This window comes from Qipengyuania sp. B-5, from assembly GCF_056857815.1.
On sequence record NZ_JBSXNU010000050.1, the window covers coordinates 1 to 15602 of the forward strand.

9 protein-coding genes and 1 pseudogene are annotated in these 15602 nt (G+C 61.0%); 4 read left to right on the forward strand and 6 right to left on the reverse strand.

Annotated features, from left to right (window positions below):
* From AC13CE_RS09920 to AC13CE_RS09940, 5 genes and pseudogenes are all read right to left on the reverse strand, one after another.
* A pseudogene (locus tag AC13CE_RS09920) lies at positions 1 to 258 on the reverse strand (glucose/galactose MFS transporter); the annotation flags it as partial.
* 107 nt (positions 259 to 365) lie between these two features.
* The gene (locus tag AC13CE_RS09925; RefSeq protein ID WP_482972248.1) at positions 366 to 2735 is read right to left on the reverse strand and encodes a glycoside hydrolase family 3 protein; all 2370 of its coding nucleotides are present in this window, start codon (positions 2733 to 2735) and stop codon (positions 366 to 368) included.
* A 78-nt stretch (positions 2736 to 2813) separates the two neighbouring features.
* Positions 2814 to 4013, reverse strand: a complete 1200-nt coding sequence (locus AC13CE_RS09930; protein ID WP_482972249.1) for an MFS transporter — start codon at positions 4011 to 4013, stop codon at positions 2814 to 2816.
* Positions 4000 to 5061, reverse strand: coding sequence for a LacI family DNA-binding transcriptional regulator (locus AC13CE_RS09935; protein ID WP_482972250.1), 1062 nt, complete (start codon positions 5059 to 5061; stop codon positions 4000 to 4002). The genes AC13CE_RS09930 and AC13CE_RS09935 overlap by 14 nt, the downstream gene beginning before the upstream one ends.
* 161 nt (positions 5062 to 5222) lie before the next feature.
* Complete coding sequence (locus tag AC13CE_RS09940; RefSeq protein WP_482972251.1) at positions 5223 to 8564, reverse strand: TonB-dependent receptor; 3342 nt, start codon at positions 8562 to 8564, stop codon at positions 5223 to 5225.
* A gap of 178 nt (positions 8565 to 8742) precedes the next feature.
* On the opposite strand from AC13CE_RS09940, the gene AC13CE_RS09945 reads away from it, so the two are divergent.
* The 4 genes from AC13CE_RS09945 (at position 8743) to AC13CE_RS09960 (ending at position 12716) form a co-directional block, all read left to right on the forward strand.
* The gene (locus AC13CE_RS09945; protein ID WP_482972252.1) at positions 8743 to 10251 is read left to right on the forward strand and encodes a tryptophan halogenase family protein; all 1509 of its coding nucleotides are present in this window, start codon (positions 8743 to 8745) and stop codon (positions 10249 to 10251) included.
* Positions 10252 to 10292: 41 nt separating this feature from the next.
* Positions 10293 to 10883, forward strand: coding sequence for a flavin reductase family protein (locus AC13CE_RS09950; protein ID WP_482972253.1), 591 nt, complete (start codon positions 10293 to 10295; stop codon positions 10881 to 10883).
* A gap of 56 nt (positions 10884 to 10939) precedes the next feature.
* Positions 10940 to 11917 carry an NAD(P)H-dependent flavin oxidoreductase gene (locus AC13CE_RS09955; RefSeq protein ID WP_482972254.1) on the forward strand — a complete coding sequence of 326 codons (978 nt, stop codon included), beginning with the start codon at positions 10940 to 10942 and terminating at the stop codon, positions 11915 to 11917.
* Positions 11918 to 12041: 124 nt separating this feature from the next.
* Positions 12042 to 12716, forward strand: a complete 675-nt coding sequence (locus AC13CE_RS09960; RefSeq protein ID WP_482972255.1) for a response regulator transcription factor — start codon at positions 12042 to 12044, stop codon at positions 12714 to 12716.
* Positions 12717 to 12787: 71 nt separating this feature from the next.
* On the opposite strand, the gene AC13CE_RS09965 is transcribed toward AC13CE_RS09960, so the two are convergent.
* A complete protein-coding gene (locus AC13CE_RS09965) occupies positions 12788 to 15538 on the reverse strand; it encodes a TonB-dependent receptor domain-containing protein (protein WP_482972256.1) in 2751 nt (916 codons plus the stop codon).
* Positions 15539 to 15602 lie beyond the last annotated feature (64 nt).

Here is a 15602-nt window from a genome sequence, read left to right on the forward strand (position 1 = left end):
GACCAGCTTGGCGCCGGGAATGCCGATCACGAGATAGGCGGTGAAGAAGCAGAACTGCACCAGCATGGCCTGGGTGTAGTTGAGCGTGAACAGCTCCTTCAGCTTGGGGATCAGCACATCGTTGAGCGAGGTGATGCCGCCGAAGATGAAGAACAGGCCGAAGACGAAGTAGTTCAGCCCCGGCGCATGGATGCCGTTGTCTTCCGCTTCGATCGGATGTGGATCCGTGCTCGACGCGACGTCCGGTGCAAGTGCCATTTCGATTGTCCTCCCAAGTCCCGGCGCGATCCTGTATTGCCCGGGTATTGTTGCGCCGCTGTGTGTGCCAGCCTTTCGCTTTCATACAAAACGAATACGAATGCCGATCAGAACGAGCAATCCGTTCCTTCGGCCAGTTCCTCACGCGTGATCGTGGCGATGTCGAAGCTGAATGTGCCCGCGCTGGTGAAGGTCAGGCTGTCGCCCAGTCCGGCCGCGCATTCCTGCGTAATGATCATTTCGCGCCAGTCTTTCTCTGCGGCGACCGAAAGCGGCTGGGTCAGGTCGATGGTAGCGGTGCCCGTTGCGAGCGTGACCGGCTGGACCGGCCGCTGCTTCACGCGGTAGACGATGCGGTACGCTCCCGCGCCTTCGCCTTCCTGCGCGATGGTGAGGGAGGATCCGGGCGAGAAGGTGATTTCGCGCGAATCTTCCTGGGCATTCCTGTCGATGCCGCGCACGCTGACTCCCGCGGCGGATCCGCGAAGGTTCGGGAGATCGGTGCCGCTGGCGCTGGCGGAGATGCCGGCTTCGAACCGGCCGTTCACGAACCATTCCGAACTCGCCCCCGCGAGCAGGGCGTCGCAGGTTTCATCGAGCATGGGCAGGGCGGCCGTGTCGTCCAGCGAACGCCCGTATCCCACCGGGAAGAGAGCGCCGTCCGGCCCGTTGAGCGGACCGAAGTCGCAGGTCGCAGGCCAGCTGAAGCCGAGCTTGCCGGTGGCAGGCTGCGCGCCGGTCAGGACATCGGCAATCCCTGCACCTTCGCTGCCTGGAAGCCAGGACGCCACGAATGCATCGGCGGCGTTGAGCTCGCGATTGACCCACATCGGGCGGCCGGAAAGGAACACGGCAACCGTGGGCACGCCTTCGGCCTTGAACTTGCGGAGAAGGCCAAGGCCTTCCTCATCCGAGAAACCGAGATGCTTCCGGTCGCCTGCGAATTCCGCATAGGGTTCCTCGCCAAACACCACGACGGCGACATCGGGCTTGGCCGAATAACTGCCGTCGACCGACAGCGTGGCCTGCCCGCCGCTTTCTTCGACTGCGGCTTCGAGGCCGCTCCAGATCGAGATGGCGCCCGGGAAATAGCTGTTGTCGAGTTCGCCGCCGCCTTGCCAGGTCAGCGTCCAGCCGCCCGATGCCTGCGCGATATCGTCTGCGGCAGTGCCGGCAACCAGAATGTTCGCTCCGCCCCTCAGCGGAAGCACACCGTTGTTCTTGAGCAGGACCTGCGACTTGGCGACCGCCTCGCGCGCAATCGCTCGATGTTCGGGCGAACCGAGCAGCTCGTAATCGCCCGCATTGGGACGGTTCGATGGCTGGACGAATTCATCGAGCAGGCCGGCGCGCATTTTCACGCGCAGCACACGGCTCACGGCCTCGTCCAGCTTTGCCATCGGGATGGTGCCGTCGTTCACCTGCGCCACGGTGGTTTCGAGCAGGCCCTTCCATTCGTCGGGCACCATGTAGATGTCGAGCCCCGCCAGCAGTGACTGCGGGCAGTCGGTATTGGTGCATCCCGCAACCTGTCCGTGGCCGTTCCAGTCGCCGACGACCAGGCCGTCGAAGCCCAGCTCATCGCGCAGGACACCGGTCAGCAGCGCCTCGTTGCCGTGCATCTTGCGGCCGTTGATCGAGTTGAAGCTGGCCATGACCGCTTCCACGCCGGCATCGATAGCGGCGGGGTAGGGGGCGGCATGCACTTTCTTCAGCGCTTCGATGTCGCCGGTGACCTCGCCCTGGTCGACGCCCTTGTCTGTCCCGCCATCACCGAAGAAGTGCTTGGCCGTGGCAATGACATGACCAGCCCCGAGGCGGTCGGGATCGCCCTTGCGGCCCTGCAGACCCTCGACGAGGGCAGCCCCAAGGGGGGCCACGATGGCAGGATCTTCGGAATAGCTTTCGTAGGTGCGGCCCCAGCGATCATCCCGCGCCACGGCGACGGTGGGCGAGAAGTTCCAGTCGATGCCCGTAACCTCGATCTCGACGGCTGTCGCTTCGCCGATGCGGCGGATCAGATCGGGATCGCGGGTCGCGCCAAGCCCGATGTTGTGCGGGAAGACCGTAGCTCGCACGACATTTGTGTGACCGTGGACGGCATCGGTGCCCCACATGGTCGGGATGACCGGCTCGCCATTTTCCATGGGTGCGACCGAGGCGAGATACATCTCGTCCGCCAGCCTGAGCCATTCGGATGCTTCGGCGAATTCATCGCCATAGGGCCCGCCATTGCCGCCGTTGAGATAGCTGCCGAAACGATATCGACGCATATCCTCTGCCGTAAAACTGTTGATCTGCGGCTGGATAAGCTGGGCGACCTTGCGCTCGACACTCATGCGCGAGACCAGGTCGGCTACGCGAGCGTCTTCGCTTGATGGCGCGACCGCCTCCGATGGTGTTTCCATCCCGCCCGGAACCGTGCTGCAGCCTCCCAGGAGCACCGCAGCGGCAGTCGCCATCCAAAACGCCTTCATATCCATCATCCCTTCGCGTCCCTTTGAGAACGTTATCAATCTTGAGGGTTGCCATGAGGCGCGGGCAAAATCAAGCGACTAGTTCGAGCGGGGCATCGTCACCAGCAAGGCGGTCGCAATCGCTGCCAGAGCCGCAAGGGCGACGAAGAGTCCGGCAAAGCCGAATAGCGGGACCAACATGATCGTCAGCCACGGCATAATCAGGCTCGGCATGGTGTTGGTGAGATTGAACAGCCCGAGATCGCGGCCCCGCGTTTCCGGGCGCGGCAGCACGCGCAGGGTCTGGCTGGAATGCAGCGCAAGGAAGACGCCGGTCGACAGGCCGAACACAACATAGCCGGCGATGGCCCCGGCGAGGTCCTGTGCCAGAGCCATGATGAGCAGCCCCCCGGTTCCTATGCCTGCGCCTATCGCGAGCGGGAGGATCGGCCGATCGCGCCGGTCCGACCATCTCCCTGCGAGAAGCGCCAGCGGCACGGACAGGCCCAGGACTACCGCGAATATCCGCGCCGTGTCATTGTCGGTAAAGTTTTCGTCGATGCTGACGAACCAGATCAGGAGGTAAGCGAATAGCGCCGCTTCGGCGATCTGCACCAGCAATCGCGCCAGCCACATCCTGGAGACGGCACCGCGCTTGAATGTTCGCCGCGACCCGGGAATTTCGGCCCCCGAGGACATAAGGTGCGGCATCGGAACCGGCTTGCCGAAGAGCACGACGGGCAGGACCATGCCCGCGACCAGAAGCGCGACAAGGATCAACCGCCCGTCCGGATTGGCCAAGCCCGGAATGGTCACCAGCGCACCGGCGGCGGCACCCAGGGCAGGGGCGAAAGCCAGCAGCCCTCCGAGCAGGCCCTTCTGTGCGTCGGGCACGACATCCCCGGCCCACGCCGTAAGCGGGGCGAGCATCATGTTCAGCGCAAGCTGCCACACCACAATGAGGCTGATGAGGTGTGCCGGTGTCTCTGCCTCGCTTACGGAGACCAGCAATAGGCACGAGAGGAGTAGGCCCCCCAATATCCACGGGATCCGCCTACCGGTGCGATCGCTGGCCCAACCGAAGCCGATATTCGCGATGCTGGCCGCAATCGCCCCGGCGAAGGCGATATATGCCAGATAGGTGATCGTTTCACTTCCGGCCAGATCCGTCACGCGGACCGGCAGGAGAAGCGTCAGAAAAGGAACATAGGATACTGCCCCGCCGGCCACGGCGAGAGCATAGAGCCACAAGAAACGCAGCGATTGGTGCTGGGGAGAACCGGACTCAGCTTGCGCCACGAACAGGAGCCTGCGCAGTGGATCCGCGTACCACAAGTTCGCCCTTGAGTGAGATGGGATGCTCTGCAGGCTTCGTTTTGCGCGCTCCGATCAGGAGCTCGACTGCACGGGAAGTCGTGGCAGCGATAGGCTGGTCGATCGCTGTCAGGGCGGGCTGGGTAAAGCGCACGATAGGCGAATTATCGAAGCTGATCAGCGAAAGGTCGCCCGGTATGTCCAGGCCGCGATCGCGTGCCACTTCGAGCGTGGCCAGGGCCATCTGATCGCTACTGGCGATGATTGCAGTTGGGGGCCGTTCCCGATCGAGGAGTTTTCTTGCAGCTTCGGCACCGCTCTCGAAACCGAAATCCCCTCTTTCGAAAAGGCCCTCGTGCGACAGCCCACGCTTCTCCATTTCCTGCTGCCAGCCTTCGATCCGCCACTCCGAAAGGCTGAAATCCTCGGAGCCTGCAATGAAACCGATGCGCTCGTGACCCAATTCGATCAGATGATCCGTGGCGAGACGCGCATTGTGCGTGTCGCCCATCGTCATCGCGATGCCGGGACCTTCCCGCTTCGAACCGATCCTCGCAAACGGTATGCCGCGCTCGGCGAGCAGGTCGGTTATGAGCGAGTTTTCGGAGTTCGGAGGAGTAAGGATGACGCCATCCGGCTGGAGGGCCGCGATGGCCGCGCCGAGTTCGCGTTCGACATGGTCGTTATGAGTGTCGACAAGCTCGATCAGCATTCGATAACCGTGCTCCGCGCAGGTGAGCATTCCTCCCAGCAGCATCTGGTCGACCCAGTCGCGGCCCTCGCGAGCGCGCCAATCGGCAATCGTCAGCTCGCGATCGTTGATTGCGAGGATAATGTATGATCGCGAACCGCTCATCCGCTGCGCGGCAATGGAAGGAACATAGCCGAGCTTGTCGATGCTTGCCTGCACCCGCTCTTTCATCTCAGCGCGGACATTCGGGCCATTGTTAATGACGCGGCTGACCGTCTGCAGGGAAACCCCCGCATCCGCGGCCACATGCTTGATCGTCACCGACTGGCGCCGCCGTGCCATGTCCAAAACCCTCTAGAAATTCCCGTCTTCTGGCTGTCCCAGCCTATCCGCGAGAGCGGTGTCCCGCCACCGAGAAGGTCCACAAATCCGGGCATTACATACGAATACGGGCCCCGGCCGCTAAAACGAGGCCCGTAACTTTTCCGGCCTCCCAGACCCGCTTAGAAGTTGAAGCGGGCGATGAAGGTGTAGCGGCGGTCGTTGCGGAAGGCCGCGCTGATCGGGCGCGTCCCGTTGTAATCGACCTTGGTCGACAGCTTGGTCACTTCGTCGAGCAGGTTGACGCCCTGGACGCCGAGTTTGATGTTCTCGTTGACCGTGTAGAAGATCGACCCGTCGAGCTGGCCGCCGGCTTCTTGGAAGATCGGCGAGAACGGGAAGAGATCGTCCCGCGTTGTGACCAAGAAATCGCTACGCCAGTTGTACGCAGCACGTGCCGAGAACGGACCACGCTCATAGAAAACCGTGGCGTTGATGGTATGCTCGGAAACACCCTGCAGCGGCGTGCCGGCGACGAACGGACCGTTGTTGACCGGACCACCGCTCGAATTGACCGAGGGCGAACCGATGCCTGAGATATTCGGGTTCGGGAAGTCCGAGGCGTCGACATAGGTGTAGGAGAACTGCGTTCCGAGGCCCGAAAGGAGGCCTGGCAGGAAATCGTACACCTGCTGGTGAGCAAGTTCCAACCCCTTCAGCGTGCCGGAAATATCGTTCGCCGGACCACGGATGACCACGTCCTGCGACCCGGCATCGGGAGCGGAGTAATTCACCAGCCCGACGCCGTTCTGCACGATACCCTCGATATCCTTCATGAACAGCGCAAGCGTAAGCGAGCCGACCTCGTCGAAGTACCATTCCGCGCTGAGATCGTAATTCCAAGATTCTACCGGACGCAGGTTACGATTGCCGGTCTGCAATTGGAGCAGCGGTCCTGATTCGACGTTGCCGCTGAACGCAAGCGTGCCGCCGGCGTTGAACAAGTTCAGGTCGGGACGCGAGATACCCTTGGAAACAGCACCGCGGATCACGATGCCATCGCCGTTATCGAACCGCACGTTCAGCGACGGCAGCCAGTGATCGAAGGTGATGTCGCGCGTGTCCGAGATCAGCTCGCCGGTGTACAGCGCAGCGAACTGATTCAAACGGTCGCCTGTGAGATCACAATAATCCGGCCTGCCTTCGCCGTCGGGAATTGCAGCACACGGAACCGAGATCTCCGTCGGTTGAACGATCCCGTCGCCATTCCCGCCATTGGCCACCGCATCGAATTGCGCTGGGTCAGGGAAGGCAATTGTCGAATCGTTGCCGACTTTGGTCTCGACATACCGAACACCAATATTGCCCGACATGGTCCAGCCCCCGAAATCGGTTCCGAAATCGAGGCGGCCGTAAGCCGCATTTGTGATCTCGGTCACATCGGAGATTTCACCCGGACAGAATGGATCACACTGAACCACCGTACCATCAAGCAGGGTACGGGAGCGATTGTTCACGCCGTAGGTAGCAACGCCGAAAGGACCAGACCCGGAAAAATCGTTGATTGCGGCCACCTGCTGGTCGGTCGTCCCGGCCAGGTATTCTCCGAGGAAATCGTCGCCGCCGAAGAAAAACGCCGACCCGCCTTCGATCGGAGTCGATGTTTCGCCGCGCTGGAAATTGTCCGCAAAAGGCGAGCGCACTTGCGCAAAGTTCGGGAATTCGTCGACATAGGCACCGCCGCCAATTGCGCCCTCCTGGCCCGGCAGGCCCGTGTAGAAGCGGCCCGGCTCGAAAGTGCACGGCTCGAAGGTCGACGGGTTTTGGCCCCAAGGTAAACAGTTTGCACGACCGGTCCAAGGCGCCGACAGATTACCCCAGGTGCTGAAGTTGGTGTTGCGGTTCACGCGGTCGCGTGCCGCCCAGCGTGCACCGAAGCGCGCCTTCTTGAGGAAGCCTTCGTCGCTGATGTCGTATTCGAAATCGCCTGACAGGCTAAACAGATTGCCATCATTGCGCTCGCGGCTGTCCAGAGCGAACCAGTAGTAGGTGTAATACCCGCTACCGAAATAATCCTGCGGAACATCGGCCGGAAGCGGTCCCGACGGCTGAAGGAACTGGATGTCCGGCGTTTCGCCGCTCAGGTCGATTGCAATGTCGGCCCAAGTGCTCGTTGCGCCGAACACTGAGTCGCGGGTCAGTTCGGAGGAGACGTGCTGCGCCTCGAATTTGGCGCGGAAACGATCGGTGAATTCCGCCTCGATGTCGAACGAGTAGTCCTCGGTTGTGCTATCGGTGTCACGCAGGAAGCGCAGCGCATCGAGCGGGATTCCGCCGATACCAAGCGGGTTCGCGTATGGGTCGCCCACGTTCTGAGTGAGAACGCCGCTCACGAAATTGCCATTGGCATCAAACTCGTAGGTCGTGCCCGGACGCGGCTGGTTGGTCGCAATGCCATCGTCGATACGACCAAGAAGAGCGTACTCTGAGGTGAAGAAGCTGGTATCCGAGCGCAGATACTCGGCGGTCATCAGCAGGCGACCGTCGAGCGTTTCGAACTGGCCGACGACCGAATAGGCCTGGCGGTCACGATCCAGGGTGGTCGAACGGACGTTGGCGAACTGGGGAACCAGAACCGTGTCGGCTGGCGGGAACTCGTCGGGACCGAGCAGGACGTCCCCCTGAAAGCCCCCGGAATCGACTGCTTGCGCGCGAATGCAGCCGCTGCTTAGGTCGGAGGGGCGATAGCAGTAATCGACTAGCTGCGAGGCATCGGTACGGCTCTTGAGCGCCGAATTCGAATAGCTCAGCTGCAGCCCGAAGGTGCCGGCAGCGGTGTCGAAGGTGTCCGATGCCAAAATGTTAAAAGTCGGCGACCATTCTTGGCGAAGGTCACCATAGTTGGCTTCGATCGATCCCGCGATGTTGAGGCCGGGATTATCGAGCGGCTTGCGGGTGACGAGATTGACGAGACCCGAAATCTGGCCCTCGATCATGTCGGCAGTGGTGTTCTTGAAGACTTCAACACGACCCACCAGCTCGGGCGACACATCTTCGAAGCTCAGCGCAATACCGCCATTGGCCGAAAAAATGTCGCGTCCGTTAAGCTCCGAGCGCACATAGGGAAGGCCGCGGATGATGACCCCGGTACCTTCGACCGAGAACCGGGTCGGGTCGGAAGTCTTTTCGAAGCGACCGATATTCACGCCGGGCACGCGCTGCAGCGTTTCTGCGACAGAACGGTCGGGCAGGGCGCCGATATCTTCGGCGGTGATGACGTCGACGACAGTGTCGGCACGCTCCTTGATGCTCTGCGCGGTTTTCAGCGACTGGGCGAAGCCGGTGACGATAATGACGTTTTCATCATCGAGCTCTTCCGGCGTGCCGCCAGCCGATTCCTCGTTGATGGTGTCGTCGGTGTCCTGTGCAAAAGCAGGCTGCGACGCCACGAGCGCGAGCCCCGATGCGGTGGTGAGTGCGGCGGTGCGCGAAAATGCTACGACGCCTGTCGTTTTACGAGACATGAATCCTCCCTGATCCCAAGCTTTTCTGCAGGGTTCACCCTGCAATTTTGGCAGAACGAATCCTGCAATCAGTTTGAAACATATCGCGGGTTGTGAGCGTTCTCAAGATATAATATGAACGTTCTCAACAAGCGTGACCCTATGGTAACAGGTGATCATCGCTGGCATGGGGAGAGGCATGGCAATCGAACATATCGTAATCGTCGGCGGCGGAACGGCCGGATGGATGGCTGCTGCGGCTCTTTCGCGAATTCGCGACGGGCGGGATCTCAGGATTACCGTCGTGGAATCCGAGATGATCGGGACGGTCGGCGTGGGCGAGGCGACGATTCCTCCATTTGTCGGTTTCAACCGGGTGCTCGACATAGACGAGCGGGAATTTCTTTCCGAAGTGCAGGGCACGTTCAAACTGGGTATCCAGTTCGTGAACTGGGGCCAGGTCGGCGAAAGCTACATCCACCCGTTCGGCAATTACGGTTACGACATCGGCGGTATCGGTTTCCACCAGGTGTGGCACAAATTGCGCCAGCGCGGCGACAAGCGGCCGCTTCAGCTATTCAACCTCGAAACCATGGCGGCCCATTTCGGCAAGTTCTCCCGCAGCGAAGATTACGCACGCGAGGATCTTCCTCCGATGAACTATGCCTACCACATCAATGCGACTGCCTACGCGCAGTATTTGCGTAAATATGCGGAGAAGCGCGGTGTTGTTCGGAAAGAGGGCATCGTAAAGGACGTGGCCCTCGATGGCGAGACAGGCTTCGTCACCGGGCTAACGCTGGATAGTGGTACCCGCATCGAGGGCGATTTCTTTGTCGATTGCACCGGCTTTCGCGGTGTGTTGATCGAACAGGCGCTTGAAACGGGCTATGAAGACTGGACCCATTACCTCCCCTGCGACCGGGCCGTGGCCTTGCCTTGCAATCGCGACGACGGTTCGCCGCCGCCACCCTTTACACGTGCGATTGCGCATAAGGCGGGCTGGCAGTGGCAAGTGCCTCTCCAGCATCGCAACGGCAATGGCCATGTCTATTGCAGCCAGTTCATGGAGGCCGATGAGGCGCACGATATACTGGTCGCGAACCTCGCGGGGAAACCTACCGCCGAACCCAATCATTTGCGGTTCGTGACGGGTCGCCGGAAGAAATTCTGGAACAGGAACGTCGTCGCGCTGGGCCTGGCATCGGGCTTTATGGAGCCGCTCGAGAGCACTTCGATCCACCTCATCAATACCGGCGTGAACAAGCTGATCGCCACCCTTTCGCTCGATGGTGTGAACGAAGCGCAGGCAAGCACTTACAATCGTCTGGCGACGAAGGAATACGAGAAGATCCGCGATTTTCTCGTCCTGCACTACAAGGCCACCAGGCGCGACGATTCCGAATTCTGGAATTACTGCCGCACGATGGATGTGCCGGACACGCTCACCGAGAAGATCGAGATATTCAAGGCGAACGGGCAGATATTCCGCGAGGAGGACGAACTCTTCACCACCACCAGCTGGGCTGCCGTGATGATGGGGCAGGGCATACAGATGGAGGGCACCAGTCCGATGGCTGATAGCGTTGCCGACAGTTCCGTCAAAGAGATCGACGAGATGGAGAAGTCGATCCAGTGGCTGGTCCAGCGAATGCCGAGCCACCAGCAGTATCTGGAGAAATATTGCCGGGCCGCCGTAGCCGCGTAACGCTTGCCCTTGGGCGGAGGCGGCTCTAGCGCTCATACTGCATGTTCGACCCCACGGCCTTCCGCAGCGCCCTCGGCTCTTTCGCGACCGGCGTGACTATCGTTACCGCCCGCGACGGAGAGGGCCGTCCCGTCGGACTGACGGCGAACAGCTTCAATTCAGTCAGCCTCGATCCGCCAATGGTGCTGTGGAGCCTCTCCTTGCATTCACGAAGCCTGCCGGTTTTCCGCGATGCGGAGAATTGGGCGGTGCACGTGCTGGCAGCCGATCAGCAGGCCATGTCCGATCGCTTCGCGACTCCGGGTGTCGACAAATTCGACGGTCTCTCGCTCGCCGATGGGCCGGAAGGTGCGCCCCTGATCGAAGGCAGTGCCGCCCGCTTCGGTTGCCGTGCCCGCTTCGAATACGAAGGGGGAGATCACGCCATTTTCCTGGGCGAAGTGGTCGATTTCGACCGGCGCGAGGCAGAGCCGCTGATCTATCACGGAGGCCGGTACGGACGGATCATGCGTTCACCGACGGGCGCCGATCTGGAGCGTGAAGGCCTCGCCGAGGAAAGCGGCAGCGGCCTTTCCCTTACGGAACGCGGCGCCGAACTGCTCGAGACGCTGGCGCGGATCGCGAAGCGCTAGACTCGGCTCTCGCCCGTCGATACCGGTTGCGAAACGCAACCAGAGGGAGAGCCGCCATGAAGACCCGCATCACCGAAATGTTCGGCATCGAGCATCCGATTATCCAGGGCGGAATGCATTATGTCGGTTTTGCGGAACTGGCGGCGGCTGTCTCCAATGCGGGTGGCCTCGGCATCATCACCGGCCTCACGCAAGGCACGCCCGAAAAACTCGCCAACGAGATCGCGCGCTGCAAGGACATGACCGACAAGCCTTTCGGCGTGAACCTGACTTTCCTGCCTACTGTCAACGCCCCCGATTATCCGGGCCTCGTGCGGACGATTATCGAAGGGGGCGTGAAGATCGTGGAGACCGCGGGCAACAACCCCGCCCAGGTCCTGCCCTTTTTCAAGGATGCCGGGGTCAAGGTGATCCACAAATGCACCAGCGTGCGCCACAGCCTGAAGGCCCAGTCTATCGGCTGCGATGCAGTGAGCGTCGACGGCTTCGAATGCGGCGGCCATCCGGGCGAAGACGATATCCCGAACATGATCCTGCTTCCGCGCGCGGCGGACGAGTTGGAAATCCCCTTTGTCGCCAGCGGGGGCATGGCTGATGGGCGCAGCCTGGTTGCCAGCCTTGCCATGGGTGCGGACGGAATGAACATGGGCACGCGCTTCATCGCGACGCAGGAGGCCCCGGTACATGAGAATGTGAAGAAGGCGATCGTTGCGGCAAGCGAACTCGACACGCGCCTTGTCATGCGGCCATTGCGCAATACGGAGCGGGTGATGACAAACGATGCGGTCGAGGAATTGCTGCGTATCGAAAAGGAGAAGGGCGCAGACCTCAAGTTCGAGGACATTATCGAACAGGTCGCTGGCGTATATCCACGCATCATGATGGAGGGCGACATGGATGCAGGCGCATGGTCCTGCGGCATGGTGGCAGGCCTCATCAACGACATTCCGACCTGCAAGGAACTGATAGATTCCATCATGGCCGAGGCCGAAGAGATTATCACGAAGCGCCTTGCCGGTTTCCAGAATGCCTGAGGGTTTTGACTGAGGGTCGAACGGCTGATCGGCGACTGTTACAAACCGCATCGGACGGTCACACACCAGTCATATCGCTGCGCCATCGCTGATCCCCGAGACAGGGATCAGGGGACGCTCGCCCGTGAACGTGATTACGATATTGATGACCGACGAAGAGGCTGCAGACTTCGCCGATTTCGATCATGGCGATGCGCGCTATGTGTTCGACCGGCTGACTGGTGCCGGGCCGCAGCGTTTACTCGAAGGACCGGTCTGCGCCTTCATCGACTGGGTGATGAACGAGATGTCCGGACTGGAAATGTGCCGCCGTCTGCGAGCTGACCCGCGCACGTCCGACGCGCATATCACCATCGTCCTCGAGACTTGCGACCAGGAAGACAAGCGCCGCGCCCTTGCTGCGGGTGCCGACGATTACATGGTGGGGCCGGTCGAGCGGACGAATATCCTCGACCGTGTCCTGGCGCTGGGCACCGGACGTGCGACCACTGTTTCCACACGCCCGTTCCAGCTGGGCGATCTGGAAATCGATCTCCCTGCATTACAGGCCCGCTGGCAGACGAAGCCCATCTCGCTTCGTCCCAATGAATTCCGCCTGCTGCGTTTCTTTGCCGAGAACGCCGACCGTGTGCTCAGCCGGAACGAGTTGATCGACGGGCTAGGCAAGCAGGAACCGCCGATCGACGAACGCACGGTGGATGTATGGATCGGCCGCCTACGGCGCGCGCTGCGCGACGTGGGGGCGGGTGATCCGATCCGCACAGTGCGATCGCTGGGCTACGTCTACGATAGCCACTGATTCTCCCATCGACCGACAAAAAAGGGCCGCTCCATAGGGGCGGCCCTTGTAGTCTCTCCGAGGGATAGTCTTCAGAACTTTATCGACGCGCCCAAGCTAAAGCTGCGGCCCACGTCATAGCTGTTGATTTCGATCCGGTTGGTGCCGTTGGTCTGGAATTCCTCATGGCCCTGGCCGGTCAGGTTCCGCGCCTCGAACTTGAGTTCGACTTCCTTGCCGGAAAGCTCGAAGCCCTGGCGCACCACGAAGTCCAGCGTGAAACCCGGTTCCTCGATGATATCGGGAAGCGGTCCCGCGCCGCGGCTGGTGATACGCTCGCTAGCGTATTTCAGCAGCAGCGTGAACTGGCTCAGCCGGTCTAGATCCTCCAAGCCGAGCTGCAGGTTGACCAGATGATCCGACTGTCCGGTGAGCGGCACGCCGTCGTCGAAGAAGTTGGTCGCCGGCTGATCCGCGAAAGGGAATACTCGCGCGATGTCGTCGGGGCCAACCGATATCTCCGATTGGGTGTAGGTGTAGTTGGCGATCGCCACCAGCTGTTGGCTATCGAACCATCCGCCCAGATCTACGAGATCGTAGTTATACTGGAACTCGGCTTCCGCACCATACAGTTCGGCCTTCGGAGCATTGGCGAAGCCGCTGACGATTTCGTTGTCAGAGAAACTGGTGAAGACCTCGATCGGGTTTTCGATGTCCTTGTAAAAGCCCGCCACGCTCGCGCGGCTGCCGCCGCCCATGTAATATTCGAGGCGTGCCTCGTAATTCGTCAGTTCGCTGTCGATGAGACGCGGATTGCCGTTGAACTGGCGGTTGGTTTCCGGATCGAAATAGGTCTGGAAGATCAGCTCGCGGAATTGGGGGCGGGCGATGGTCTTCGAAGCGCTGGCACGGAACTGCAGACTGTCGGTCGCCTCCCAGGTCAGCGTGCCGCCTGGCAGCCAATAGCTGTTTTCCAGCAGTGTGCCGCTGGTCGAACCGAGCGGTTCGGCAAACACTTCGACTGCTTCGACCGACTGGACCGCGTCCTCGTAGCGCACGCCGACATCGAGCGTGAGCCGATCGAACGGACGCAGGTTTACCTTGCCGTAGCCCGCGTGAATTTCGAGTGCGGCGGCGAAGGCCGGATCGGATTGGGTGGTTTCGAAAATGATGAGCTCGTATGGGCCGATCCCGCCTGCTTCCTGAGCGTCGCGATCGAAGGCGAAATCGATCAGCGCATCGCCGAGAAGGTTGTCGGGGCGGAACGCGCCGAAACCTTCGGGAAAGCCCGAGGAAGCGCGAATATCGAATTCACGACGCGTCGAGAAGCGGTCGATATCGGTGTAGGCGTAACCGACCGTCGCGTTCAACCAGTCGTTGAAAGCGTAGCTGATGTCAGCGCCGCCATACCACAAATCTTCGGTCAGGTCCGAGAAGCTGACGATCGCACCACCGCGCTGGGGGTCGAGCGTATTGAGATAGAGATCGCCGTATGGGTCGTTCTCGTTGTTCGTACGCACATATTCAAAGGTCCATTCGAAGGGCGCCTCGCGCTTCGTCTGGGCGTAGCCTCCGCGCAGATCGATCGACAGATTGCCGAATTCCATCTCGCCGACGAACTGGCTGTTGAACAGTTGCCGTTCGAACCATGCGGTATCCTGGATGAGCGCGTCGTCGCCATCCTGCAAATCCGTCCCTTCTTCGAGAGCTGCACGCTTGAGCGTGTCGTGGATATAGAGATTCGTGAAACGGAATTTGTGCTCGGCGATTTCGAAGCCGAAACCAAGGAGGCCGTTGACGAGAACGCGGTTGTCGGTGACGAACTCGCGAAAGTCTGTGTCGAGTTCGAGCTCTTCGTTTACGGCAGTCTGCTTGGTGATGAAGCGGTTGCGCCATTTGTTGCTGATCGAACCGGTGGCGATGATCCCCAGCATCCCGTCAGAGCCCACGTCGAATGATGTGCCTGCGGTCACACCTGCACTGAAATTGGTCGGCAGGTCGCCGATCTTCTGGAGAAGGTACAGATTGGGATCGTTGATATCCTTGAGGATGCCGGCGGTATCGACGCCTTGGTCATTGAGCCGCGCTCCACTGTCGAAGAAGCCTTGCAGCGCGCCGTAGTTCGAAATGTCTCGGCGTCCCTGGTCGAAGCCGGTCCAGTCCCAGTCGCCGCCGAAATAGGTATAACCGGGCCCGAAAGTGGTTTCGGTATCGCCGCTGAGAGAGCCGCTGACGGTAAGGAAGCTTTCGGTCGGGATCGCGCGAGTGGTCAGGTTGATCACGCCACCACCGAATTCACCCGGAAAGTTTGCCGAATAGGTCTTCTGGACAAGGCTGGACGCGACCACGCTGGTCGGAAAGATGTCCAGGGGGACGACGCGGCTCAGCGGCTGCGGCGACGGAAGGGGCAGGCCGTTCAGCAGTGCCAGCGAATAGCGATCACCCAGTCCGCGGACATATACGAGTCCGTTGGCCTGCTGCGAAAGGCCGGTCACACGGCCCAGGGCGCCGGCAATATCGCCTTCGCCTGTGCGTGCGATGGTTTCCGTGTCGAGCACCGTTACCACTTGCGGGGAAGCCCGCGTCACGTCGCGCGTGCGGCGACCCGTGACCACGATGGTGCCGCCCGGAACGGAGATGTCGGGCTGCGCTTCCTCCTCGACAATATCGCCAGGAACGGCCTCACTGGCTGCATCGACATTGTCGGTCAGTTCCTCGTCGGGAACTTCGTCTTCGGTCGGCGGCGGACCTTCTGCCCCCGTGCTCTGCGCAAATGCGGCACTTGGGAAGGTCAGGGCGGTGGAGAGCAGGAGCAGTGCGGTTAGCTGCTTGCCGGATGACATGTGAGTGACCCCCTCAGATCAGGTCGAAAGCGTATCAATCGAGTGAGTGAGCGGGGACGCGCGG